The following is a 21632-nucleotide window of genomic DNA, read 5'->3' on the forward strand; positions in this document are numbered from 1 at the left end:
GGCTGCCGCATCCGCTGCAACTGGCGGTCCACAAGGCGCTGTACCGGCCCTCGGGCGTGAACGGCGTCGCCGTGTCCCGCCCCGTGCGGCAAGAGACCGACGCTCCGCGCGCTGCGGCGGACCCGCGGGCGCCTCCCTCTCACCCGGTCCCTCGCCGCCGCCCCGCGCTTCACCCGGGACAGCGGTCTGCCGGCCGGCCGCGACCGTACGGAGAGCCTCCACGTCTCCCGTTCCGGGACGTCCGGCGGCGGCCTCGGCTGCGGAGGGTGAGGGTACGCGCCGCTCGGCACGGCCCAAACCCGGCGGCGGTGCGAGATCGGTCACGTCCGGACGTCACGCGCGTATCCGTTCGCCCCGCGCGTCAACACGCGTCACGCCCCGGGGGCCCGAAGACCCCGAAGGGGTTGCGAAGGCAAGGGGACGGCACGGTTTACTGACCGCCATGACGGCGACCGACACCACGCTCAGACCCGCGGCGCACCCCGGCCGACTGCGCATGCTGAACCATCTGCGCCGCCTCGCGGCAGCGGGCCTCGTGGAGCCGCCGTGCGCCTGGCAGCACCGGGCACCCGATGCCGGGGGTGCCGGCCACACCGCGAACGCCGAGGACGCCGAACTCTGGGACGACTTCCCGCACCGGCTCGCGGCGCTGCTGGTCGGACTGCACGAGGACGCGCGGGCCCCCCGCAGGACGGCCCCGCGGACCGTGCACGTCGGCGCCACCGTGATGGCCTTCCCGCTCAACCGCTGAACCGCCGCGGGACCCCCGCGCGTCAGCGCGGCACGTCAGCCGAGTTCCGCGCCCACCGCGGCCAGAGCCGTGGTGACCGGCTGGAAGAACGTCTCACCGCCCGCCTCGCAGTCCCCGCTGCCGCCCGAAGTGAGCCCGATCGCGCTCCCGTCACGGGTGAACAGCGAACCTCCGCTGTCCCCCGGCTCCGCGCAGACGTCGGTCCGGATGAGCCCGGTGACGGTGCCCTCCGGGTAGTTGACCGTGGCGTCGAGGCCGAAAACGGTGCCGTTGTGCAGGCCGGTGGTGCTGCCCATGCGGAACACCTCCTGGCCCACCGCCGCGTCCGCCGCCCCGTTGACCGGCAGGGCCTGGCCATTGCCGAGGTCGACCTCGCTGGGCGCGTCGGTGTTCGGGTCGTCGTACGTCACGAGGGCGAAGTCGCCGTCGCCGGGGAAGGTCGCGGTCGACACCGTGGCGACGGGGGCGCCGCCCTGCGTGTCGGACCAGGTGGGGAAGGCGGCACCGCAGTGGCCGGCGGTCAGGAAGGCCGGGGCGCCGTCCTTGACGACGTTGAAGCCGAGCGAGCAGCGCGCGCCGTCGGCGAAGACCGCGTCGCCGCCGGCCACGAACGGCGTGATCCGGCCCGCGGACTTCTCGATCCGGGCCATGCCGCTGCCGAGCGAGCGCACGGCGGCCTGGAGCGTGTCCCACTTCTCGCCGGTGACGGTGCGGTCCGCGGTGACCAGGATCTGGTTGGTCCTCGGGTCGACGGCCCAGGCGGTGCCCGGGATGGTGGCTTTCTGCTTCAACGCCCCTGCAGCCTCCGTCAGTTCTGCGGTGGTGTTGCGGACCCGGCGGGACACGGCGCCGGCCTGCCTGGCCTGGCGGACGGCCTCGGTGTCGTTCCCGGTGACGTTGACCACGAGCCGCCCGGTGGCCGGGTCCCAGTAGGCCCCCGCAGTCGACGAGCCGAACTCCGCGGTGAGCCGGGAGGCCGCTTCCGCCGCCGAAGGGGCACTGAGGGCCCGCGGCGGTGCGGCGTCCCGCGACGGTGCCGGGGACTGCGACGCCTTGGCGTCCGGCAGCAGGACCGCGGCCGCGGCGACCGCTGCGGCACCGGCCGCGACCAGCGCGATCTTCCGTTTCGGTAAGTGTTTGTGCTTCAACTCATGACCTCCAGTGGGGGGATACGGGGTCCGGTCGTCGACAGCGGAGGGGCGGCGCTGTGCCGCCTGTCATACGGCGCGCCGGCGCGAAGCGTTCATGACGGGAAATTCGGTCGCCCCCGCCCCGGGCTTGTGGTGGACTCCGCCCGATGAGCACTTCCGAACCCTCCGCGACGGCGCCGGAGTACCGCGCCGCGTATGACGCGCAGCTGCGCGCCCGCGTCCCCGACGGCTTCTCCCGGCACGCGTCGGTGGAACGGGTCGGCCCCCTGCTGCGCAAGACCTACCGCCACGGCGAGGCGGGCTTCCTCGACTACCGCGACCTCGGCGGGCTGGACGGGCCGGAGCTGGACGCGCTGATCGCCGGGGAGCGCGACCACTTCGCCGGCCTCGGTGTGGCCGTGGAGTGGAAGTACCACGGGCACGACCTGCCGCCCGGGCTGCCGGAGCGCCTGACCGCGGCCGGCTTCGTTCCCGACGAGCCGGAGACGGTGCTGGTGGGCGAGGCCGCGGCGCTGGCCGGTGAGCCGCGGCCGCCGGAGGGCGTGACGCTGCGCGAGGTCACCTCACGCGCGGACTTCGAGCGCATCCGCGCCATGGAGGAGGAGATCTGGGGCGTCGGCCACGACTGGCTGCCGGACATGCTGGAGAGCGAGGTCGCCGGGCCGGGCGACCCGTGCGTGGTGGTCGTCGCCGAAAGCGGGGACACCGTCGTCTGCGCGGGCTGGGCCCGCTTCCACCAGGGCACGGACTTCGTGTCGCTGTGGGGCGGCTCGACGCTGCCGCGGTGGCGCGGGCGCGGTGTCTACCGGGCGACGGTGGCGCACCGGGCCCGGCTGGCGGTGGCCGCGGGCCACCGTTTGGTGCAGGTGGACGCCTCGGCGGACAGTGCGCCCGTCCTGCGGCGGCTGGGACTGGTGGCGGTCACCACGACCGTCCCGTACATCTGGCGCCCGGACGCGGGACCCGCGAACGGCCCCGGCCCCTCCTGAGGCCTCCGGCGCCGAACGGTCACCGGGCGGCGACCCGGTTCCGGCGGCCGCGCCTGTCCGGGTCACCGGCTGTCCGTGGCCCCCGCCCGCGACGAGCGCGTCCTCCCGTCGGCCGGGGCCGCCGGCATCGGTCACGTCGAGTCGGGCCCCCGCGGCGGGCCCGACGCCCCGGCGGACAGCACGCCCGTTCGTGGACGGCGGTCACCGGCCCCGCTCCCGCGCGCAGAGGCCGGGCCTGGTCGTGGGCACGACGACATCCCGTATGCCCGGCAGCCGGCCCCGGCGCCGGACGGCACAGGACCGGTCGCGGTCGGAGCGGGCCGCCCTGCCCCCGGCGGACGCCCCGCGTCACACCGCGTCCGACGGCCGCGGCCGGACGCTCTCCAGCAGCGGATCGGGCAGTTCGCCGGGGACCGGCCCCGCCGCAGGCGGGGGCGGGGGCGGCGGCGCCGGCTCACGCGGCGGGTCGGCCGGGGCGGCGGGCGCGGCCACGGCCGGGCCCGGCTGGGCGCGTTCCAGGAAGCGCAGCAGCTCCACCGGGAACGGCAGGACGAGCGTCGAGTTCTTCTCGGCGGCCACCGCGACGACCGTCTGCAGCAGCCGCAACTGCAGCGCGGCCGGGGCGTCGCCCATCACGTGCGCGGCCTGGGCCAGCTTCTTGCTCGCCTGGAACTCCGCGTCCGCGTTGATGATCCGGGCCCGGCGCTCCCGCTCGGACTCGGCCTGCCGGGCCATCGAGCGCTTCATCGTCTCCGGCAGCGACACGTCCTTGATCTCCACGCGGTCGATCTGCACGCCCCAGCCGATGGCGGGGCTGTCGATCATCAGCTCCAGGCCCTGGTTGAGCTTCTCCCGGTTGGACAGCAGGTCGTCCAGGTCGCTCTTGCCGATGATGGAGCGCAGCGATGTCTGGGCCATCTGCGAGACCGCGAAGCGGTAGTCCTCGACGTTGATGATCGCGTCGGAGGCGTTGACGACCTTGAAGTAGACCACCGCGTCGACCCGGACGGTGACGTTGTCGCGGGTGATGCCCTCCTGCGCGGGCACCGGCATCGTGACGATCTGCAGGTTCACCTTCCGCATCCGGTCGACGACCGGCACGACCATCGTGAACCCGGGCCCCCGCTCCCCGCCCCTGACCCGGCCGAGGCGGAACACCACGCCTCGCTCGAATTGCTGCACGACGCGGGCGCCGGCCACGAAGTACAGAGCTCCGGCCGAGAGCACAGCGGCTATCAACTCGACGACCATCACGGCCCCCTGCCGTCCGGGATCGCGTACTTCCACGGTACATCGCGGCGAATCCGCCGGATACGGGCGCGGATGCCCGGATCCGGGACCGGCGCGGGGGCCCGGTCCCGCCGCTACGCGGACAGGGCGGTGCGCAGCCAGTCGTCGGCGGCGCCCGGGGTGGGCCGCGCCGGGCCCCACAGCTCCGCGGTGAGCTGCCAGTACAGGTCGGCGCGCGGCTCCGCGGCGAGCAGTCCGGCCAGCAGGCGCCGGAAGGCGGGCGTGTCCCGGGTGCCGTACGCCAGGGCGTAGGCGGACACGAAGCAGTCCAGGGCGTCGCCCTCGCGCGGCTCCCGTCCGGCCAGCAGTTCCGCGGCGGCCAGGTCGTACGCCTCGCCGAGTCCCTCGTACAGCACGGCGGGGCGGCCGCCCGCGCCCGACCAGTACTCCTCGGGCCGTGGGCGCACGTCGTCGGGGCAGGAACCCGTGGTGAAGGCGTGCAGCCGGGCGAAGGCCAGCACCTGGCCGGGCGTCGGGTCGGCGGGAGGCTCCGGCACCGACAACTCCAGGATCCGGCCGACCAGTCCGGCCGGTAGCCGCGGCGGCAGCCAGCGCCGCCAGAACCGCCGCATGGGGGCCGTGCTGGGCGGGGTGGACAGCGCGCCGACCAGCCGCAGCCGGTCGGCGCGCTCCGCGGCGGCGCAGTCCCGGAGCGCGTGGAGGGCTGCCTCGCGCCAGCGCAGCGCGGACAGTTGGGTGCCGAGGTCGCGCAGCCTCCCGGCGACGGCGTCCTCCAGCGCGTCCGCCAGGGAGTCCTCGCGGTCCAGCAGCCGCCCCACGTCCGGGAGCGCCAGGTCGAGGGTGCGCAGGGAGCGGATCAGGCGGAGCCGGTCGAGTGCCTCGGGGCCGTACCGGCGGTGCCCCCCGGTGCTGCGGCCCGCCTCGGGCAGCAGGCCGCGGTCGGAGTAGAAGCGGACGGTCTTGACGGTGACGCCGGCCTGCGCGGCCAGTTCCCCGATGCTCCACATGCCGTCAGGCGACACGGCTTGAACCTCCCTCAGGGGGAGTTCCTACGGTACCGGCGAGCGCGGGGACCCGGTACGGAGCCGGGGTCCGCGGACCACGGCGTACGGGAGGCGTTCATGACGGTGTTCATCCTGGTGTCCGAGGCCCACACGGGCGGCTGGATCTGGCAGGACGTGGCCGCGCGGCTGCGGGAGTCGGGGGCGCGGGCGCATCCGGTGACGCTCACCGGCATGGACGGGGACGGCGACGCGGCGGGACCGGGCACGGACCTGGAGACGCATGTCCGCGACGTGCTGCGGTTCGTCGACGAGGCGGGCCACGACGACGCGTCCGGGGTGGTGCTCGTCGGCCACGGCTACGGCATCCACCCGGTGCTCGGCGCCGCCGACCGTCGCCCTGCGCGGATCGCCCGCGTCGTCCACCTGGACGCGGGGATCCCGGGGGACGGCGACCAGGCGCTCTCGCTGGTGCCCGATCCGGCGGTCCACGAGCGGCTGCGGCACACCCAGGGGCGGCCCGCGGACGACGGCCCCGTCGCCCCGCCCGGCCAGGACGGATGGCAGCGGTGGGGCAGTCTCGACGGCGTCCCGGAGGAGGCGCTGGCCCGGCTGACCCGGCGTGCCGCGCCGCAGCCCGCGGGCACGCTCACCCAGCCGCTGCGGCTGTCCGGGGCGGCGGCCGAGGTGCCGTCGACCGGAATCCTGTGCACGGCCAACGGATCGGACATCGCCAGGGTCGAGGCGCTGGTCGGCTTCGGCGACCCGCGGCTGCGGGCGCTCGTCGATCCGCGGGTCACCTTCTTCGAACTCGCCACCGGGCACTGGCCGATGCTCTCCGTCCCCGGCGAACTGGCCGACGCGCTGCTGCGGGCCTCGGCGGGCGAGGGGCGCCGGCTCGGTGGCGCGGCGGGGACGGCGGGCGAACTCCCGCCCCACCTGCGGCCCTTCCTGATGGACCTGCCCGAACGGCCCCGCGAGCGCCACGGACGGGTCGACCTCCATCTGCCGGACGCCGACGGGCCGCGGCCCGCGGTGGTCCTCGTCCACGGCGGGCCGGTACCCGCGGGCGCGCGGCCGACACCGCGCGACTGGCCCTCCTTCACCGGCTACGGCCGGTACCTGGCCGGGCTGGGCGCGGTCTGCGCGACCGTGGACCACCGGCTGCACGGCATGGCCGACTTCGCGCGCGCCGCGGACGACGTCGCCGGGGCGGTGGACCTGGTCCGCGCCGACCCCCGGGTCGACGGCGACCGCGTCGCGCTGTGGTTCTTCTCCGTGGGCGGACTGCTCGCGGCGGACTGGCTCGCCGCCCCGCCGGCCTGGCTGCGGTGCGTCGCGGCCAGCTACCCCGTGCTCGCGCCCGTGCCGCACTGGGGCGCGGTGGAGCCCCGTTTCCGCCCCGCGACCGCGCTGCGCACGGCCGGTCCGCTGCCGGTGGTGCTGACCCGCGCGGGGCGGGAGGCGCCGGACATCGCCGGCACGGTCGCGGGCTTCCTCGCCGCCGCCGAGGAGTGCGGTGCCCGCGTCGAGGTGGTCGACGTGCCCCACGGCCGCCACGGCTTCGAGACCCTCGACCCCACCGAGGAGTCCCGCGCCGCCGTCATCCGCGCCGCCGGCTCCGTCCTCCGGCACCTCGGCCTGCCCACGCCCCGACCCACGCCCTGATCTACGCGTCCCCGTCCGCCCCGTCCGCCCCGCCCGCGCCCCGGGCCAGGCGGGCGGCGACGTCGCGGAGGTGGGCCGCCAGCTCAGGGGGTTCGTGGACCTCGAAATCGACGCCGAGCGTGCCGATGTAGAGGGCGAGGACGTCCAGGTACTCCGCGCCCGTGCGCAGCAGGCAGCGGTCGGGGCCGGAGGCCTCGATGGTGGCGAAGCCCCAGGATGCCCGGTCGGCCAGGGACTCGGCGGAGGCGTGCAGGGTCACGACCGCCTGGTGCCGGTAGGCGCGGGAGGTGACGCCCCGGGCGACCCAGGAGGCGGCGTCCATGGGCGGCCGGCGGGGCGCGAAGCGCGGACCGGTGGGCGCCTTGGGGTCCATGCGGTCGACGCGGAAGGTGCGCCAGTCCTGGCGGTCGGTGTCCCAGGCCAGCAGGTACCAGCGGCGGCCGTGGTGGACGAGGCTGTGCGGCTCGACGCTGCGGCGGCCGGCGGTGCCGTCGTGCGTGAGGTAGTCGAAACGGAGGCGTTCGCGGTCGCGGCAGGCCGCGCCGATCAGGGCCAGGACGTCGGACGCCACGGTGCCCTCCGGCGCCGGCGGGTGTGAGACGGCGACCGCGCCCATGGCCTGGACCCGGTGCCGGAGCCGGGAGGGCAGCACCTGCTCCAGCTTGGCCAGCGCCCGCAGCGACGTCTCCTCGATGCCCTCGACGCTGCCGCCCGCGCCCGTGCGCAGGCACAGGGCGACGGCGATCGCCTCCTCGTCGTCGAGCAGGAGCGGGGGCAGGGCGGCGCCCGCGCCCAGCCGGTAGCCGCCGGTGGTACCGGGGGTGGCGTGCACGGGGTAGCCGAGCGCGCGCAGGCGCTCCACGTCCCGGCGCACCGTCCTGGCGGTGACCTCGAGGCGCCCGGCCAGTTCGGGGCCGGTCCAGTCGCGCCGTGACTGGAGCAGGGAGAGCAGCCGCAGCAAGCGGGCGGAGGTTTCCAGCACGGCTCCAGTCTGGCAGTCGTCGCGGACAGCTTCTGACCGCATGGATGGATACCGTGCCGTCATGGAGACGCAGACCCTTCCCGAGGGCACCGCACTGGACCGCCGCACCCTCAACCGCTCGCTGCTGGCCCGCCAGTTCCTGCTGCGGCGCGTGGACGTGAGCGCGGAACACGTGGTCGGGCACCTGGTGGGTCTCCAGGCGCAGGAGCCGCAGGACCCGTACGTGGCGCTGTGGTCGCGGATCGCGGGCTTCGCGCCGGACGAGCTGTCGGGGATGCTGGCGGACCGCCGCGCGGTGCGCATGTCCTTGTTGCGCTGGACCGTCCACCTGGTGACCGCCGAGGACTGCATGGTGCTGCGGCCGGTGGTCCAGGACGTCCTCGAGCGGCGGCTGCTCGGGCAGTTCCGGCGGCAGCTGGCCGGTCTCGACCTCGCGGAGGTCGCCGAGGCGGGCCGCGCGCTCCTGACCGCCGGCCCGCTCCCGGCGAGCCGGCTCGGCGACGGTCTGCGGGAACGGTGGCCGGAGCGCGAACGGCTCCCGCTGAGCCTGGCGGTGACCGCCCGCGTGCCGACGGTCCAGCCGCCGCCGCGCGGTCTGTGGCGGACCTCGGGCGCCGCCCTGCAGACCCCGGCGGAGCAGTGGCTCGGCCGCTCCTTCGACTTCGCGGAGGGCGCCGCCCCGGACCGGACCGTCCTGCGGTACCTCGCCGCGTTCGGTCCCGCGACGGCCAAGGACGTCGCGGTGTGGTCAGGGCTCACGGGTGTGCGCGCGGTGATCGAGCGGCTCCGTCCCGGTCTGCGGGTCTACCGCGACGAGAACGGCGCCGAGTTGTACGACGTCCCCGGCGCGCCCTTCCCCGATCGCGGCACCCCGGCACCTGCCCGCTTCCTCCCGCAGTACGACAACATCGCGCTGTCGCACGCCGACCGCTCACGGATCATGCCGCCGGCCCCCCGTGCCGGCGCCTCCCTCCCCGCCCTCCCCGGCAGCGGCAGCAACCGCGGCTTCTTCCTCCACGACGGCTTCGTCCACGGACTGTGGCGCATCGAGTCCTCGCGCGGCGCGGCCGTGCTCCACGTCCTGCCGTACGCGCCCCTCCCCCGCGCGGCGCGCGACGCGCTCGCCGCGGAGGGCGAGCGCCTGCTGGCGTTCGCGGCGCCGGGGACGACGGGACGGGAGACGGGACGGGAGGTGCGCTTCACGGCGTGAGCGCCACCGGGCGCGCACCTCCCGTCCGTCGGCGGTCAGTAGACGGCGACCCGGTACGCCTTCAGCACCTCGGGCAGCGGCTGGTAGAAGGTCGTGCCGCCGTTCGCGCAGTCGCCGCTGCCGCCCGACGTCAGGCCGAGCGCCTTCGTGCCGTCGTACAACGGGCCCCCGGAGTCGCCGGGTTCTGCGCATATGTCGGTGCGGATGAGCCCGCGCACGATGTCGCCGCCGCCGTAGTTGACCGTGAAGCCGAGTCCGGTGACGGTGCCGCTGTGCACGCCGGTGGTGGAGCCCGCGCGCCTGACGGCTTCGCCCACGTACGCCGTGGCGGCCTTCCGGATGTCCTGCCGGCCGACCTTGCCGGGGTGGCCCTTCGCCGAGTCGTAGCGCACGAGGGCGTAGTCGTCGCCCGGGTAGCGGTGGGCGACGGTGGTCCCGAGCGGACGGGTCCGGGCGGCGTCGGCGTACCAGCGGTCCGTGGCCGCACCGCAGTGACCCGCCGTCAGGAAGTAGGAGGCGCCACCGGAACGGACGTTGAAGCCGACCGAACAGCGGAAGCCGTCGCCGTAGGCGGCGGTGCCGCCCCCGGCGGCGAAGTGGCGGAAGGCCCCGGCGGCGCGTTCGAAGCGGACGGCGCCGTCGTACGGACCGGCCGCGCGGCGCAGCGCGTCGAGCCCGGCGTGGGAGACCGTCGCGTCGGTCAGGACGACCAGGGTGCCGCTGCCGGGGTCGACGGACCAGGCGCTGCCGGGGACGTCGGCGGACTCCGCCGCGCGGACCGCCGCGGCGAGGTGGGCGGGCGAGGCCCGGCCGCCGGGGGCCGCCTGCGCGGTGGGCAGGGCGAGCGCGGTGGCCACGAGCAGGACGAGCGCACCGAGCGGCGCGGCGAGGTGCCCCGCCCGTCCGGCGGTACCGCGGCGTGAAGTGGTGTCCCTGCGCCCCTTGTTCCTCATTTGTTCCCCCCTACGAGGTTATGCGGTGCCTCGCGGAGTATTGCGACCATACGGCTTGCGGACAAGAGGGCCATACGGCGATGTGCCCGGCGGCCGAGGCCGCCGGGCACATCAGGGACGAGAGGATGGGCGTGGTGCCCGGGTGGGTCAGAAGACGCTGACGCCGTAGGCGCTCAGGGCCTCGGTGACCGGCTGGAAGAACGTGGTGCCGCCACTGGAGCAGTTGCCGCTGCCGCCCGAGGTCAGACCGAGCGCGATGCCGCCGGAGGTGTACATGGCACCGCCGGAGTCGCCGCCCTCGGCGCAGACGTTGGTGCGGATCATCTGGTAGACCACGTCGCCGCCGCCGTAGTTGACGGTGGCGTTGAGGCCGGTGACCGTACCGCTGTGGATGCCGGTGGTGGAACCGTCACGCAGGACGGCCTGGCCCACGAAGGCGTTGCCGGCGCTGGTGATGTCGGTGTTGCCGGCCGTGCCGCCCTTGGCGACGGAGGTGTTGGTGTATCGGACCAGCGCGTAGTCGTTGGTCGGGAAGCTGTAGCTGACGTTGGTGCCGAGTACCGAGGACTGGCTCGAGTTGGAGTACCAGGTCGAGGCGACCTCGCCGCAGTGGCCGGCGGTCAGGAAGTAGTTCGTGCTGCCGCTGCGGACGTTGAAGCCGAGCGAGCAGCGGTAGCCGCCGCCGTAGATGGCGTCGCCGCCGGCGATCAGCCGCTTGAAGGTGCCCGCCGTGCGCCGGAAGGTGACGGCCGCGCCGTAGGGGGCGGTGGCCTTCTGCACCTTGGAGAGCTCGGCACTGCTGACCGTGCTGTCCGCGGTGATCTCCAGGCGGTTGCTCTTGGGGTCGATGACCCACGAGGTGCCCGCGACGTCCGCGGCCAGGGCCGCGTTGCCGGCCTGGTTCAGCTGCGCGGTGCTGTGCGCCACGAGCTTGGGCACGGCGCCTGCTGCGCTGACGGCCTGGGCGGCCTTGCTGGTGGTGACGTTGACGACCATGGCCTTGGCCTTGGCGTCGTAGTACGAACCGGCCGTGGAGCCGGTGCCCAGCGACGCGGCGAGCGCCGTGGCGGCCTCCGGTGAGGCCTTGGGGGACGGTGCGGCCTGGGCGGCGGGCAGGGTGAGCGCGGTGGCCGCGAGCAGACCGGACGCGATGGCGATCAGCCGTACGCGTCTGGGGGCGGGAGTGTGCGTCGTGCGCTTGATCCTCACGCTTGTCCTCCTGTGGGGGAACGGAAGTTGACCCGCGTAGCGCGAGCCGGTGAGGCGCAGCGGGACTCCGCCACCGTGGGGGATGGCGTGCCCCTGCCAAGCTGCGCACTCGGGAGTATTCAAGAGCCGTGCACAAGCACACAAGGGCAGGTTTCGGCCGCCGGCCCCTCGTGGGGCTCCGCGACCTGGCGGGGCGGGCCGGCCGCGGCACGGCGGCGCGCGGTCCCGTATCGCCTGGTGGGCGCGGATCCCCTCGACGGCACCCGCCGCGCGGGGCGGCGCCCGGCCGCGTGGCGGGAACGGGGCGGAAGGAGGCGGGAAGGAGGCGGGTGAAAACCGCGCCGCGCCGCCGGAGGTGCGCCTCAGCGCCGTCCGGCCGGCCGGGGCAGGCCCAGGTGCTCGCGCAGCGTGACGCCCGGGTGGAAGCGGCGCAGCAGCCCGCGGTGCTGGAGCAGCGGCACCGTGCCGTTGACGAGGCGTTCGAGGTCCCGGGCGGGGCTCAGCGGCCGGATGTGGAAGCCGTCGACGGCGCCGTCGACGTGCCAGGCGCCCATGAGATCGGCCAGGGCGCCGGGACCGCCCGCGTGGGTCGGACCGTGCCGGGGATCCCGGACGAGGACGGGCTCGGCGCCGAACCGTGCGGGCGGTTCGGCGTTGCCGAGGTCCACGGCCACCTCGGCGAGCACCAGCAGCCGGTCCGGGTCACGGCCGCACGCGGCCGCGCGGGCGCGCAGGTCGTCCCGGGCCGCCGCGGCCGACCACCGGTCGGCGGCGCGGACGATGGCCACGTCGGCGTGGCGCGCGGCGGTCTCCACCGCCTCCGGTGCGACGGCGCGGACGACGGTGACCGGGTGGCCCTGCGCCCCCAAGGGGGCACCCCGCACATCGGGATGCGGCAAGGTCTCGTGGCCGGCGCACCGGTCCGTGGCGCCGGCCTCCTCCCCGCCGCCGTCGTCCCAGAGCCGGACGACGGCGGCGGCCGCCTCCCCCGCCTCCCGCCACCGTGCCGCCGCCGGACCCGCCGCCGGTCTCCGTCCGGCGGCCCGGCCGCCGGACCCGTCCTCGGCGACCCCCGCCATCCATCCGGCCCGGCCGCCGCTGATCCGGTCCAGCGCGGCGACCGCCGCCGAGATGTGGCGGGGCTCGGCAGGGGCGGCGCAGACGGCCGGCACCAGCCCGATGCGGTCCGTGGCCGGGGCGACCCGGGCCAGTGCGGCGAGCGCGGCGCAACAGGCGGGACCCGCGTCGAGGGTCACGAAGTCCAGCGCGCCGCGCTCGGCGAGCCGGGCCAGGTCCACGGGGGCGGGCACTAAGGCGTCCTGCCCCCGGCCGTCGACGGCGGCGGCCAGGTGCAGCGGGCGGGTGGGGGCGGGCATGGGGTCGGTGCCTCCGGTCGGTGGACGGATACGGCGAACGCGCGCGGGGGGCAACGGGGGGACGCGCGAGGGGTGCGGGCGGACCGGGTCCTACGCGCCGGGACAGGCCGTGCCGCGCAGGAAGGACAGCAGCGCACGGGCGGTGGCGTCGTTCTGCCGGAACGCCGGCCCGTTGGTGCGCGGCCGGGTGAAGGCGCCCGAGGCACGGGCGTCGGTGTGCGGTCCGAGGGCGAAGCGCCGGGGGTGCGGGCGGCCGGAGCGGTCGACGATCCGCCCGTCGGCGGCGGTGACCGCCAGCAGCCCGGCCGGAGTGGCGGTGGCGCCCGCGCCGTCGTCCCCGTCGGCGCCCGCGTCATCGCCCGCGTACAGCGAGCGCAGCAGCGGGTCGCGGGTGCGTTCCAGGGTGGGTTCCGGCAGCCGGGCCTCGACCAGGGCCCGCGCCTCGGTGACCGCACCGGGCACGCTGGGGCTGCTCGCCCGGAACACCCCGCGCACCGGGTCGGCGGCGATCCCGGTGTCCGCGCCGAGGAAGCGGACCACCCCGGCCCGTGACAGCGCGAGCAGTTGCCGCAGCCGGGGGGCGGGAGGCCCGGAGGCCAGGAAGCTGAAGAAGCCGTGCCACCACGGCCCGACGTCCCCGAGCCGCAGCATCTGCCCGTACACCGACAGCAGTCCGAGGAAGACCGCGAGGTCCGGACTGTGCGCGGGGTCGTGGCGGCGGTCGAGGTCGGCCTCGATGCGGGCGCGCAGCGCTTCCTGGAGTTCCTCCGGACCGTCGAAGCGGATCCCGGAGAGCGGGGTGTCGAGGGCGTCGAGGTCCAGGCGGTCCGCCGGGTCGGGAACGGCCGACACGGTCAGGGCCAGCAGGTCCGCGCCGCCGGGTCCGGCGGCGGCGTACTTCTCCTCGAAGTCCGTCCAGCTCATGGTGGTGCGCTCGGGGCGGGTGGCGAACAGCCGGTGGTAGTGGGCGAATCCGAGCTCCTTGGCGACCGACGGCCACACGTCGCGCCGGAAGTCCGGACGGCCGGGACCGGCCAGCACCTCGTCGATCTGCGCGGGACCGAAGAAGCGCGGCAGCGGCGGGGGTTCGCCTTCCCATATGTAGCCGATCTTGGAGTGGTACGGCACACCGCGCCGCGACCCGACGTGCAGCACGGGCTCGCGCCCCGAGGGGCGGTACGTCAGCCCGCCGCCGCCGTCCTCCTCGTAGCGTCCGCCGCGCCCCTCGGTGAGCAGCACCATCAGGTCGACGAAGGCCAGTCCGAGTCCGCGCACGAGGACGGGTTCGCCGGGCGGCAGCACGCTCAGGTCGCTGTCGGCGGTGAACTCCGGCGGCAGGTAGGTCAGTCCGTGCTCCGCGGCGAAGGCGGCCAGGGCCCGCTGCCCGGTGTCGGGGTCCGCGTCGAGGTGGCCGAGGGCGAGCACGACGAGGTCCGCGGGCAGGGGCCGGTCGCGGCCTTCCAGCCGGACGCTCTGCCGGCCGTCGCGCGGACCGGTGACCCGCACCGCGCGGTGCGGATGGATGTGCAGGGTGATCCCCGGCGGCAGCGCGGCGGCGGCCCGCTGGAGGACCCAGGCCAGATAGGCGCTCTGCAGCCGCCGGCTGGGAAAGCTGCGGGGCGTCAGTGCAGCCGTCTCGGCGCGCAGGTGCGCGTCCAGGCCGGTGGCCGCGATCTCCCCGCCGCGGATCCCGGCGGACCACTCGGCGAGCGAGGGCCCGGGGCGGATCGGCCCCGCGGCCTCGACGGTCTCGTCGGTGAACATCGTGACGTCCTCGGCCATGGAGTTCATCCACAGCAGCGGGGACTGCTCGCGCCGCCAGATGCGGCCGCCGCCCGGCGGGAACGGGTCGACCAGGTGCAGGTCGACCGGCGCGCCGTCGTACAACTGGGCTGCGTTGGCGGCGATCCGCTCCAGCAGCCCGGTGCCGCGCGGGCCGGCGCCGACGATGACGACCGACCGGCGCGAGACGGAGGGCGAAGAGGCGGAGGGCGAGGGGAGAGAAGCGGAAGGGTCGTCAGGCATGCGCGGGCTCCGTGGACACGCTCGAAGAAACACGGTGATGCCTTCACGCGGCCGCGTCCCTCAACGCGGGGGCCCCAGGCCCGCCACGAGGCTAAGCCCGGCGCGGCGGACCGTGTCAAGCCCGTCCACATGCCGGGCAGCCCGCCCGGTCCGGTTGACGGGCCCGACGCACAACTGTTCCACTGTGACCATGCGCACATGCCGGCTGGTCATCCGGGGCCACATCGACTTCGGTCGGGTGTGGTCGGCCTCCTGTTGCCGCTGACCTGCTGGTTCCGCCCCGCATGTCGTTGCCGGCGGTTGCCCTGACGGCTTCTCAGGCCTTCGCGCTCTCCCTCCCTCGCCGGTTCAGCAGTCGCACCCGCAGCAGTCACAACCGTCACAGCAGTCGCAGCAATCGCAGCAGTCACCGCATCCCGAGCAGTCGCAGCTGGAGCACCAGCCCTCACGCCGCTTGCCCGACCAGGGGTCCTCGTAGTGGTCCCGGCAGCAGATCTGGCACGTGCAGCACAGTGCCGACCACACCGCGCACCCGGCGAGCAACCCGCGTCCCGGGCCGGGCCGGTGCGGGGGTCCGGGCGTGAGCCAGGGCGACGCCGGCTGCCCCGGGCCCGGGGACTGGTGCGCGCACGTCGCGCCGAAGGCGCGCTCCACCGAGCGGCGCAGTTCGTGCGCCAGCAGTTCATGGGTGAGCCGGCCGTCGGTGAACTCCGCGTCCCGCAGCGCCAGTCGTACGCCGTGCACGGCGTCGTCGCACAGCCGCCGGGCCTCGTCCAGGCCGGTGCCGGTGGCCGCCAGCGGGTTCCAGACGCCCGCGGCGGCGTCCGCGTCCAGGTCCTCCACCGCGTCCAGCAGATGGGCCAGCCGGCCGAAGAGACGGCCCGCCTCCTCCAGCGGCGCGCGGTTGTCCGGCCGGCCGGCCAGCACCGCGGTGTGACCGAAGGCCGCCGCCGTCGCGGTCTCGGTGGGCTCGGTGACGGTCAGCAGCGGGGTGCCGGCACCCGCCGCCGCCTCGATGGCGGTCTGCCGGTCCACGGCGTCCACCAGCACCGCGGTGTCGAAGCCGAGCGCCGATCCGGTCGCGGCACCGGCGCGGTCCCAGCGCCGCGCCACCGTACGCGCCGCCGCGGCCATCGGGCGCCGCGCCAGCAGTCCGTCGCCGTCGGCCACGTGGTCGCGCATCTTCGCCGAGGCCAGCACCAGGGACACCGCCGCGGCCAGTCGCGCGCCCTCCCCCTTGGCGACCGGCGCGGTCCGCATCGCCCGCAGCGGGCACGGCCCGGCGGTCCTGCGGGAGACCGCGCCGGTCCTCCCCGTGCCGTTCGCGCCGGCCGCGCCCGCCGTCTGCGCCTCGACCAGCACCGAGATGATCAGGGCGTCGTAATTGGTGGCGGCGCGGGCCAGTTGCCCGTGCTCGTCCCGCAGGGCGAGGCAGAGCCCGCACAGATGGGCCACCCAAGAGGTGCGCAGAGTCTCCGGCAGCCGATGCCGGCACGGCCTGACGATTCCGAACATCGCTTCCCCCACACGTCCTGTGCTGCGATGGACTACCTCATCGGCTGGTCATGTTATACGTCAGCCGATCGGCTATCCGGCCGTGCGCTGTCACCCTCACGGGCGGCAAACTTTCCGATGATCCGTCAGATGCCCGTATCGCCTGCGTCAACCGGGTACTTCCGGGCAGATTAATGCACCAGGTATGTCACGAATCCCCTCCCTGCCGGGTATCCACTTGGCGCATCCTCCGCATCATGGACGACGATAGGGATGCGGACGGCAGACTGACCGTGTGTGAGAGAGGAGGCGTCCATGGGTTCGGTACGACGCGCCAGCGCCTGGCTGGGCCTCGTCGACGACAACGGCGGCGAGGAGTACTACGACGAGGAGTACGCCGACTACGGCGAGGGCGCCGAGGCGTCCCCGAGCGACTCCTGGGTCACCGACCCCCGTGTGCGCGTGGCCTCGGAGTCGGCGCAGGAGCAGGGGCGCCGCATCGCCACGGTCACCCCGGACGGCTTCCGGGACGCCCGCGGCATCGGCGAGCTCTTCCGGGAGGGCGTCCCGGTCATCGTCAACCTCACGGCCATGGACTCCGCCGACGCCAAGCGCGTCGTGGACTTCGCGGCCGGCCTCACCTTCGGCCTGCGCGGTTCCATCGACCGCGTGGCCAACCGGGTCTTCCTGCTGACCCCGCCCGACTACCTGGTCGTCAACGCCGACAGCAAGCACGGCGGCGACGGCTTCTTCAACCAGAGCTGAGGCCGCTCCGGGGTGCCCCCGCCCCCGGAGCCGGCCGCCGGGCCCGTCACCGGAAGGCGTCGAGGCCCGTGAGCGCCTTGCCCAGCACGAGTTGGTGCATCTCCACCGTGCCCTCGTAGGTGAGCACCGACTCCAGGTTGGTGGCGTGCCGCATCACGGGGTACTCCAGCGAGATCCCGTTCGCGCCCAGGATCGTGCGGGCCGTGCGGCAGATCTCGATCGCCTCGCGGACGTTGTTGAGCTTGCCGAAGCTGACCTGCTCGGGCCGCAGCGTGCCCGCGTCCATCCGGCGGCCCAGGTGGTGCGCGAGCAGGATGCCCTTGTGCAGTTCGACCGCCATGTCGGCGAGCTTGGCCTGGGTCAGCTGGAAGCCGCCGATGGGGCGCCCGAACTGCTCGCGCGTCCGCGCGTACTCCAGTGCCGCCTCGAAACTGCTGCGGGCGGCACCCATCGCGCCCCAGACGATGCCGTACCGGGCGTGGTTGAGGCAGCTGAGCGGCCCCCGCAGACCGGTGACCTCCGGGAGCACCGCGTCGGCGGGCAGCCGGACGTCGTCCATCACCAGTTCGCTGGTGACCGAGGCACGCAGCGACCACTTGTGGGTGATCTCCGGCGCCGAGAAGCCGGGGGTGTCGGTGGGGACGGCGAAGCCGCGGATGCCCTCGTCGGTGCGGGCCCAGACGACGGCGACCCCGGCGACCGAGCCGTTGGTGATCCACATCTTGCGGCCGCTCAGGATCCAGTCGGAGCCGTCGCGCTTGGCGTACGTGCGCATGCCGGCCGGGTCGGAGCCGTGGTCGGGTTCGGTGAGGCCGAAGCAGCCGATCACCTCGCCCGCCGCCATGCGGGGCAGCCATCGCTGCTTCTGCTCCTCGGAGCCGAAGCGGTGGATGGCGTACATCGCCAGCGAGCCCTGGACCGAGACCAGGGAGCGGATGCCGGAGTCGGCCGCCTCCAGTTCCAGGCAGGCCAGGCCGTACTGGACGGCGCTCGCGCCGGCGCAGCCGTAACCGGTCAGCGACATCCCGAGCGCGCCGATCGAGCCGAGCTCACGGGCCAGTTCACGGATCACCGGCAGTTCGCCGCGCTCGTACCACTGCGCCACGTGCGGCAGCACACGGTCGGCGGCCCAGGCGCGCACGGTGTCCCGCACGGCGCGGTCCTCGTCGCCGAGCAGGTCGTCGAGACCCAGCGGGTCGTACGGGTCGAACGGCGGCTTTCCAGCGGACATCGTCGTCCCTCCGGTGATCACGGTGCTTCACGCCCGAAGCTACTTGCGCGGCGGTGCCGGGTAAAGACCCCGCTCCCGGCTCAGCGGGAGGCCTCCACCCTGGCCATCGCGTGCTCGCGCGGGGCGGGGACCCCGGCGGGCGCGGAGGGCGACGCCTGCCGGGCGGTGCACTCCATGCGGCGCGGCAGCCGCAGCGCGGCCACCGCCCCCAGCAGGAGCAGTCCGGCGCTGACGACGAGGGTGATGTGCATGCCGTGCACGAAGGCGTGCCGGGCCGCGTGCCGCAGCGAGGCGCCCGCGGTCCCGCCGAGGCGGTCGGAGACCTCGTAGGCCTCGCCGAGCGACTTGCCGGCCGCGACCCCCGCGCCGGCGGGCACCCCGGGGGTCCGGGCGACGTCCGGCGCGTAGGCGGCGTTCATGACACTGCCGAGCAGGGCGATGCCGAGGCCCGCCCCGAGCTGGTACGAGGTCTCCCCGATCGCGGCGGCGCCGCCGGCCTGCTCGGCAGGGGCCTCGCTCAGCATCGACTCGTACGCCGCGAACAAGGTGGTCTCCAGCCCGAAGCCGAGCAGCACGAAGCAGCTCGTCAACACCCAGGGCCGGTCGTGCTGACCCATGAGGGTGAGCCCCAGCACGGCGCCCGCGGTGAGCACGAAGCCACCCGCGACCATGGCCCGCGGGCCGGAGCGGGCGAGCACCCGGGAGCCGAGCAGCCCGGCGCCCATGGCGGCGAAGGTCAGCGGCAGCAGCCGCAGCCCGGTCTCCAGGGGGCTGAGGCCGAGGACGAGCTGCAGGTACTGGACGGCGATGAGCTCCAGGCCGACCAGGGCGAGCAGCGCGAGGACGATGCATCCCACGGAGGTGCCGAAGGCCGGGCGGCGGAACATCCCTATGTCGATCAGCGGGTGCTCGCGCCGGTTCTGCCGCCGTACGAAGACCACCAGCAGCAGGCAGCCGCCCAGCAGCGGCACCAGCACGGAGGGCTCGTACACCGCGGCCCCGCCGCCGAGCCGCTTCACGCCGAGGATCGCGCCGAGCACGCCGAAGGCCGCCATCAGCGCGCCGACCACGTCCCACGGGCCGTCCTGCTCGCCGCGGGACTCCGGCAGCAGCCAGCGGGCGACCGGGAGGATGACCACCATCAGGGGGATGTTGATCAGGAAGACCGAGCCCCACCAGAAGTTCTCGACGAGGAAACCGCCGAGGACCGGACCGACCGCCGCGCCGACGGCCGCGACGGCGCTCCACACACCGATGGCCACCGCCCGCTCCCGGCGGTCAGGGAAGACCTGCCGCAGGATCGACAGCGTGGCCGGCATGATCATGGCGCCGCCGACACCGAGCAGCGCCCGGGCCCCGATCAGGATCTCCGGGGTGGGGGCGAAGGCCGCCACCGCGGAGGCGATCGCGAAGATCGCGTACCCCAGCAGCAGGATGCGGCGTCTGCCGACCCGGTCGCCGAGGGTGCCGAAGAGGATCAGCAGGGACGCGGCGACGAGGGGATAGGCGTCGACGATCCACAGCAGCGCTATCGCACTGGGGCGCAGATCCTCGCTCACGGCGGGGACGGCGACGTGCAGCACGGTCGCGTCGAGCGCGACGAGCAGCAGGCTGATGCAGAGGACGATGAGGACGGTCCAGCGGCTGACCGGCCTGTGGCGCCGGGGGACGGCGGCCGGACCGGGGACGCCGGCCGAGGTCGTCCCTGTCATGTACGTACCTCCCAGCGGTGCGCTCGCGGTGCGGCCGGGCAGGACATGGGGAACGGTCCCGGGGGAACCCAGCGACGGGGCGAGTGAAATCGACACACTACGCGAGACCCGGCGGCCGGTGGAGGGTGCGGGGCACGTTCGGACGTGGTCCCCGTCACGCCCGAATCCCGCACGGCGGACCTGCCGGACATGTCCTGCCATCCACGCCGGAGCCGTCCGGTCACCGAATGTGATCATGAATGGCGGGCGAACACCATGACAACTCATGGGTAAAGCATCGGATAATCATTGATAAACCGATGCCGAGAAAATCGAACGCGAGATTTTCCATGATCGGGCGGACCGCCTTCCAAACGCGAAATCCAGGAGTTCGCGCATTTGGCTCAATGCACCCCGCCGGGGTACCTCCAATGGGTGTACTGAGACGCAGTCCACATCACATCGTCATTACGAAGGGGCTCTTCAGGCCGAACTCACCCATCACACGCTGTAACGTCGATTGAGTGCGTACCGATGACAAGCTTCACCGTCCGGTGAAGCCCGAGACAGCCCAGGCGCTCCCGCGCATGAGCCGAACACGCGGACTGCTGTTCGGTTCCACGCTGGTGGCGTATGTGGCCATCGTCGTAGCCGTGCTGACCACGTCCAAGCTCGTGACCTTGGACTGGCAGGTCATGATGTTCCGGCCGTACAAGCAGTGGCCGCAGATCCACGCCTTCCTCGACTACTTCGTCGTCCTGGGCCAGCGCGGCCCCACCGCCGTGATCGTGGCGGTCTGGCTGGGCTGGCGCGGTTGGCGCCAGCGCACCCTGCACCCGCTCCTGGTGCTCGGCACCTCGCTGCTGCTGCTGAACGTCACCGTGGGATCCGTCAAGTACGGGCTGGGCAGGCTCGGCCCGCACTACGCGACCACCGCCGGATCCGCCGAGCTCTTCGCCGGCGGCGATATATTTCCTTCCGGCCACACCGCCAACGCCGTCGTGACCTGGGGCGTTCTCGCCTACCTGGCCACCACCCCGTGGGTCCGCCGGGTGACCTCGGTCATCGCGGCGCTGCTGGCCCTGGGCGTCGGCATGACCACCATCTACCTGGGCACCCACTGGGTCAGCGACGTGCTGCTCGGCTGGGCGGCCGGCCTGCTGATCCTGCTGGCACTGCCCTGGTTCGAGCCCCTGATGGCCTCCTCCGAGCAGTGGATCAGGACCGTCTGGGCCCGCCGGCGGGGCGCCGCCGTGCTGGCCGCCACTGTCCGGCCGGCCAGCCCGGCCATGGCGGCCCCGCAGGTCGCTGAGGACTCCGAGGCGGACCGGGACAGCCTGGTGGTCAGCGGCCGCACGCCGAACGCGGCACCGGGCGTTCCCCACCACGCGGCCCGTCCGCACACCACCCGCCACGAGCGCAGCCCGGTCACCCCGGCCGGCAGCCGCCGGCCGCCGGCCGAGCGCGCCGCACGGCCGGGCCCGCTCGGGCAGAGCGGCGCGGGGCGCGGCCGCGGCACCACGGGCTGATCCCGGGGGCGGCCGGTACGCACCCGGCACACCCCGCGTAGGTACGCCGACGGCCCCGGCACCCCTGGGAGGGGGTGCCGGGGCCGTCGGCGCAGGGCGGGGGCCGGGAGCGCGTCAGCCGGACCAGCAGCGGGTCACCCGGCCGCCGTCGACGGTGAAGTTCAGCCGCCCGGCGCGGTACTCCATGGTGATGATCGCGCCCGGCGGGAGGGAGCGGACGGTGGTCCAGCCACGCTCCGTGGCACGGCGCTCGGCCTCGTCCGCCGTGAGGCCGACATAGGCGTCGGGCGGGTCCTGGGGATGCGATGCGGGGGGCGTGCCGCCCGGGTCGGTAGCCATGTGAGCCACCGTAGGCG

General features: G+C 74.6%; 18 protein-coding genes. 6 read left to right on the forward strand and 12 right to left on the reverse strand.

The window, feature by feature from the left end; genetic code table 11:
- Window positions 1-442: 442 nt before the first annotated feature.
- Window positions 443-751, forward strand: coding sequence for a hypothetical protein (locus ACIP98_RS18085; RefSeq protein ID WP_401976795.1), 309 nt, complete (start codon window positions 443-445; stop codon window positions 749-751).
- A gap of 35 nt (window positions 752-786) precedes the next feature.
- On the opposite strand, the gene ACIP98_RS18090 is transcribed toward ACIP98_RS18085, so the two are convergent.
- Complete coding sequence (locus ACIP98_RS18090) at window positions 787-1899, reverse strand: S1 family peptidase (RefSeq protein ID WP_401976797.1); 1113 nt, start codon at window positions 1897-1899, stop codon at window positions 787-789.
- 149 nt (window positions 1900-2048) lie between these two features.
- Here ACIP98_RS18090 and ACIP98_RS18095 point away from each other — a divergent pair, with 149 nt between their 5' ends.
- The gene (locus ACIP98_RS18095; RefSeq protein WP_319661872.1) at window positions 2049-2891 is read left to right on the forward strand and encodes a GNAT family N-acetyltransferase; all 843 of its coding nucleotides are present in this window, start codon (window positions 2049-2051) and stop codon (window positions 2889-2891) included.
- A 348-nt stretch (window positions 2892-3239) separates the two neighbouring features.
- On the opposite strand, the gene ACIP98_RS18100 is transcribed toward ACIP98_RS18095, so the two are convergent.
- Window positions 3240-4142, reverse strand: a complete 903-nt coding sequence (locus ACIP98_RS18100) for a slipin family protein (protein ID WP_319661871.1) — start codon at window positions 4140-4142, stop codon at window positions 3240-3242.
- A 113-nt stretch (window positions 4143-4255) separates the two neighbouring features.
- The gene (locus ACIP98_RS18105; RefSeq protein WP_401976799.1) at window positions 4256-5164 is read right to left on the reverse strand and encodes a MerR family transcriptional regulator; all 909 of its coding nucleotides are present in this window, start codon (window positions 5162-5164) and stop codon (window positions 4256-4258) included.
- Between the two features lie 99 nt (window positions 5165-5263).
- On the opposite strand from ACIP98_RS18105, the gene ACIP98_RS18110 reads away from it, so the two are divergent.
- Window positions 5264-6811 (forward strand): alpha/beta hydrolase, encoded by a 1548-nt coding sequence (locus ACIP98_RS18110; RefSeq protein WP_401976800.1) that lies wholly within the window; start codon window positions 5264-5266, stop codon window positions 6809-6811.
- A gap of 1 nt (window position 6812) precedes the next feature.
- Here the strand turns inward: ACIP98_RS18110 and ACIP98_RS18115 are convergent, their stop codons facing one another.
- Entirely contained in the window at window positions 6813-7793 is a 981-nt protein-coding gene (locus ACIP98_RS18115) for a YafY family protein (protein WP_319661869.1), read from the reverse strand.
- Between the two features lie 61 nt (window positions 7794-7854).
- Between ACIP98_RS18115 and ACIP98_RS18120 the strand changes: the two genes are divergently transcribed.
- Window positions 7855-9003, forward strand: coding sequence for a winged helix DNA-binding domain-containing protein (locus ACIP98_RS18120; RefSeq protein ID WP_401976802.1), 1149 nt, complete (start codon window positions 7855-7857; stop codon window positions 9001-9003).
- A gap of 35 nt (window positions 9004-9038) precedes the next feature.
- Here ACIP98_RS18120 and ACIP98_RS18125 read toward each other — a convergent pair whose 3' ends face one another.
- The 5 genes from ACIP98_RS18125 to ACIP98_RS18145 all read right to left on the reverse strand — a co-directional run bounded on the left by ACIP98_RS18125 (window position 9039) and on the right by ACIP98_RS18145 (window position 16081).
- Window positions 9039-9956 (reverse strand): S1 family peptidase, encoded by a 918-nt coding sequence (locus ACIP98_RS18125; RefSeq protein ID WP_319661867.1) that lies wholly within the window; start codon window positions 9954-9956, stop codon window positions 9039-9041.
- A 147-nt stretch (window positions 9957-10103) separates the two neighbouring features.
- The gene (locus ACIP98_RS18130; protein WP_319661866.1) at window positions 10104-11165 is read right to left on the reverse strand and encodes a S1 family peptidase; all 1062 of its coding nucleotides are present in this window, start codon (window positions 11163-11165) and stop codon (window positions 10104-10106) included.
- Between the two features lie 362 nt (window positions 11166-11527).
- Window positions 11528-12541, reverse strand: coding sequence for an LLM class flavin-dependent oxidoreductase (locus ACIP98_RS18135; RefSeq protein WP_401976804.1), 1014 nt, complete (start codon window positions 12539-12541; stop codon window positions 11528-11530).
- 90 nt (window positions 12542-12631) lie between these two features.
- Window positions 12632-14566, reverse strand: a complete 1935-nt coding sequence (locus ACIP98_RS18140) for an FAD/NAD(P)-binding protein (protein ID WP_319661864.1) — start codon at window positions 14564-14566, stop codon at window positions 12632-12634.
- A 348-nt stretch (window positions 14567-14914) separates the two neighbouring features.
- Window positions 14915-16081, reverse strand: a complete 1167-nt coding sequence (locus ACIP98_RS18145; protein ID WP_319661863.1) for a DUF5685 family protein — start codon at window positions 16079-16081, stop codon at window positions 14915-14917.
- A gap of 294 nt (window positions 16082-16375) precedes the next feature.
- Between ACIP98_RS18145 and ACIP98_RS18150 the strand changes: the two genes are divergently transcribed.
- Window positions 16376-16825, forward strand: a complete 450-nt coding sequence (locus tag ACIP98_RS18150) for a cell division protein SepF (protein WP_319661862.1) — start codon at window positions 16376-16378, stop codon at window positions 16823-16825.
- Between the two features lie 46 nt (window positions 16826-16871).
- Here ACIP98_RS18150 and ACIP98_RS18155 read toward each other — a convergent pair whose 3' ends face one another.
- Together ACIP98_RS18155 and ACIP98_RS18160 are read right to left on the reverse strand one after the other, a co-directional pair.
- Window positions 16872-18056: an acyl-CoA dehydrogenase family protein gene (locus tag ACIP98_RS18155; RefSeq protein ID WP_319661861.1), complete on the reverse strand. Its 1185-nt coding sequence runs from the start codon at window positions 18054-18056 to the stop codon at window positions 16872-16874.
- An 80-nt stretch (window positions 18057-18136) separates the two neighbouring features.
- Entirely contained in the window at window positions 18137-19768 is a 1632-nt protein-coding gene (locus ACIP98_RS18160) for an MFS transporter (protein ID WP_319661860.1), read from the reverse strand.
- A gap of 503 nt (window positions 19769-20271) precedes the next feature.
- On the opposite strand from ACIP98_RS18160, the gene ACIP98_RS18165 reads away from it, so the two are divergent.
- Entirely contained in the window at window positions 20272-21276 is a 1005-nt protein-coding gene (locus ACIP98_RS18165) for a phosphatase PAP2 family protein (protein WP_401976806.1), read from the forward strand.
- 114 nt (window positions 21277-21390) lie between these two features.
- Here ACIP98_RS18165 and ACIP98_RS18170 read toward each other — a convergent pair whose 3' ends face one another.
- On the reverse strand, window positions 21391-21615 hold the full coding sequence (locus ACIP98_RS18170) for an I78 family peptidase inhibitor (protein WP_319661857.1): 225 nt from the start codon (window positions 21613-21615) through the stop codon (window positions 21391-21393).
- Window positions 21616-21632 lie beyond the last annotated feature (17 nt).

This window comes from Streptomyces sp. NPDC088354 (assembly GCF_044753585.1).
Classification (GTDB): domain Bacteria; phylum Actinomycetota; class Actinomycetes; order Streptomycetales; family Streptomycetaceae; genus Actinacidiphila.

Bases quoted from the DNA above. Each gene is read 5' to 3' on its own strand.
- ACIP98_RS18085 (WP_401976795.1), top strand. From the start codon at position 443: ATGACGGCGACCGACACCACGCTCAGACCCGCGGCGCACCCCGGCCGA.
- ACIP98_RS18095 (WP_319661872.1), top strand. From the start codon at position 2,049: ATGAGCACTTCCGAACCCTCCGCGACGGCGCCGGAGTACCGCGCCGCG.
- ACIP98_RS18100 (WP_319661871.1), bottom strand. From the start codon at position 4,142: ATGGTCGTCGAGTTGATAGCCGCTGTGCTCTCGGCCGGAGCTCTGTAC.
- ACIP98_RS18110 (WP_401976800.1), top strand. From the start codon at position 5,264: ATGACGGTGTTCATCCTGGTGTCCGAGGCCCACACGGGCGGCTGGATC.
- ACIP98_RS18120 (WP_401976802.1), top strand. From the start codon at position 7,855: ATGGAGACGCAGACCCTTCCCGAGGGCACCGCACTGGACCGCCGCACC.
- ACIP98_RS18125 (WP_319661867.1), bottom strand. From the start codon at position 9,956: ATGAGGAACAAGGGGCGCAGGGACACCACTTCACGCCGCGGTACCGCC.
- ACIP98_RS18135 (WP_401976804.1), bottom strand. From the start codon at position 12,541: ATGCCCGCCCCCACCCGCCCGCTGCACCTGGCCGCCGCCGTCGACGGC.
- ACIP98_RS18140 (WP_319661864.1), bottom strand. From the start codon at position 14,566: ATGCCTGACGACCCTTCCGCTTCTCTCCCCTCGCCCTCCGCCTCTTCG.
- ACIP98_RS18145 (WP_319661863.1), bottom strand. From the start codon at position 16,081: ATGTTCGGAATCGTCAGGCCGTGCCGGCATCGGCTGCCGGAGACTCTG.
- ACIP98_RS18150 (WP_319661862.1), top strand. From the start codon at position 16,376: ATGGGTTCGGTACGACGCGCCAGCGCCTGGCTGGGCCTCGTCGACGAC.
- ACIP98_RS18155 (WP_319661861.1), bottom strand. From the start codon at position 18,056: ATGTCCGCTGGAAAGCCGCCGTTCGACCCGTACGACCCGCTGGGTCTC.
- ACIP98_RS18160 (WP_319661860.1), bottom strand. From the start codon at position 19,768: ATGACAGGGACGACCTCGGCCGGCGTCCCCGGTCCGGCCGCCGTCCCC.
- ACIP98_RS18170 (WP_319661857.1), bottom strand. From the start codon at position 21,615: ATGGCTACCGACCCGGGCGGCACGCCCCCCGCATCGCATCCCCAGGAC.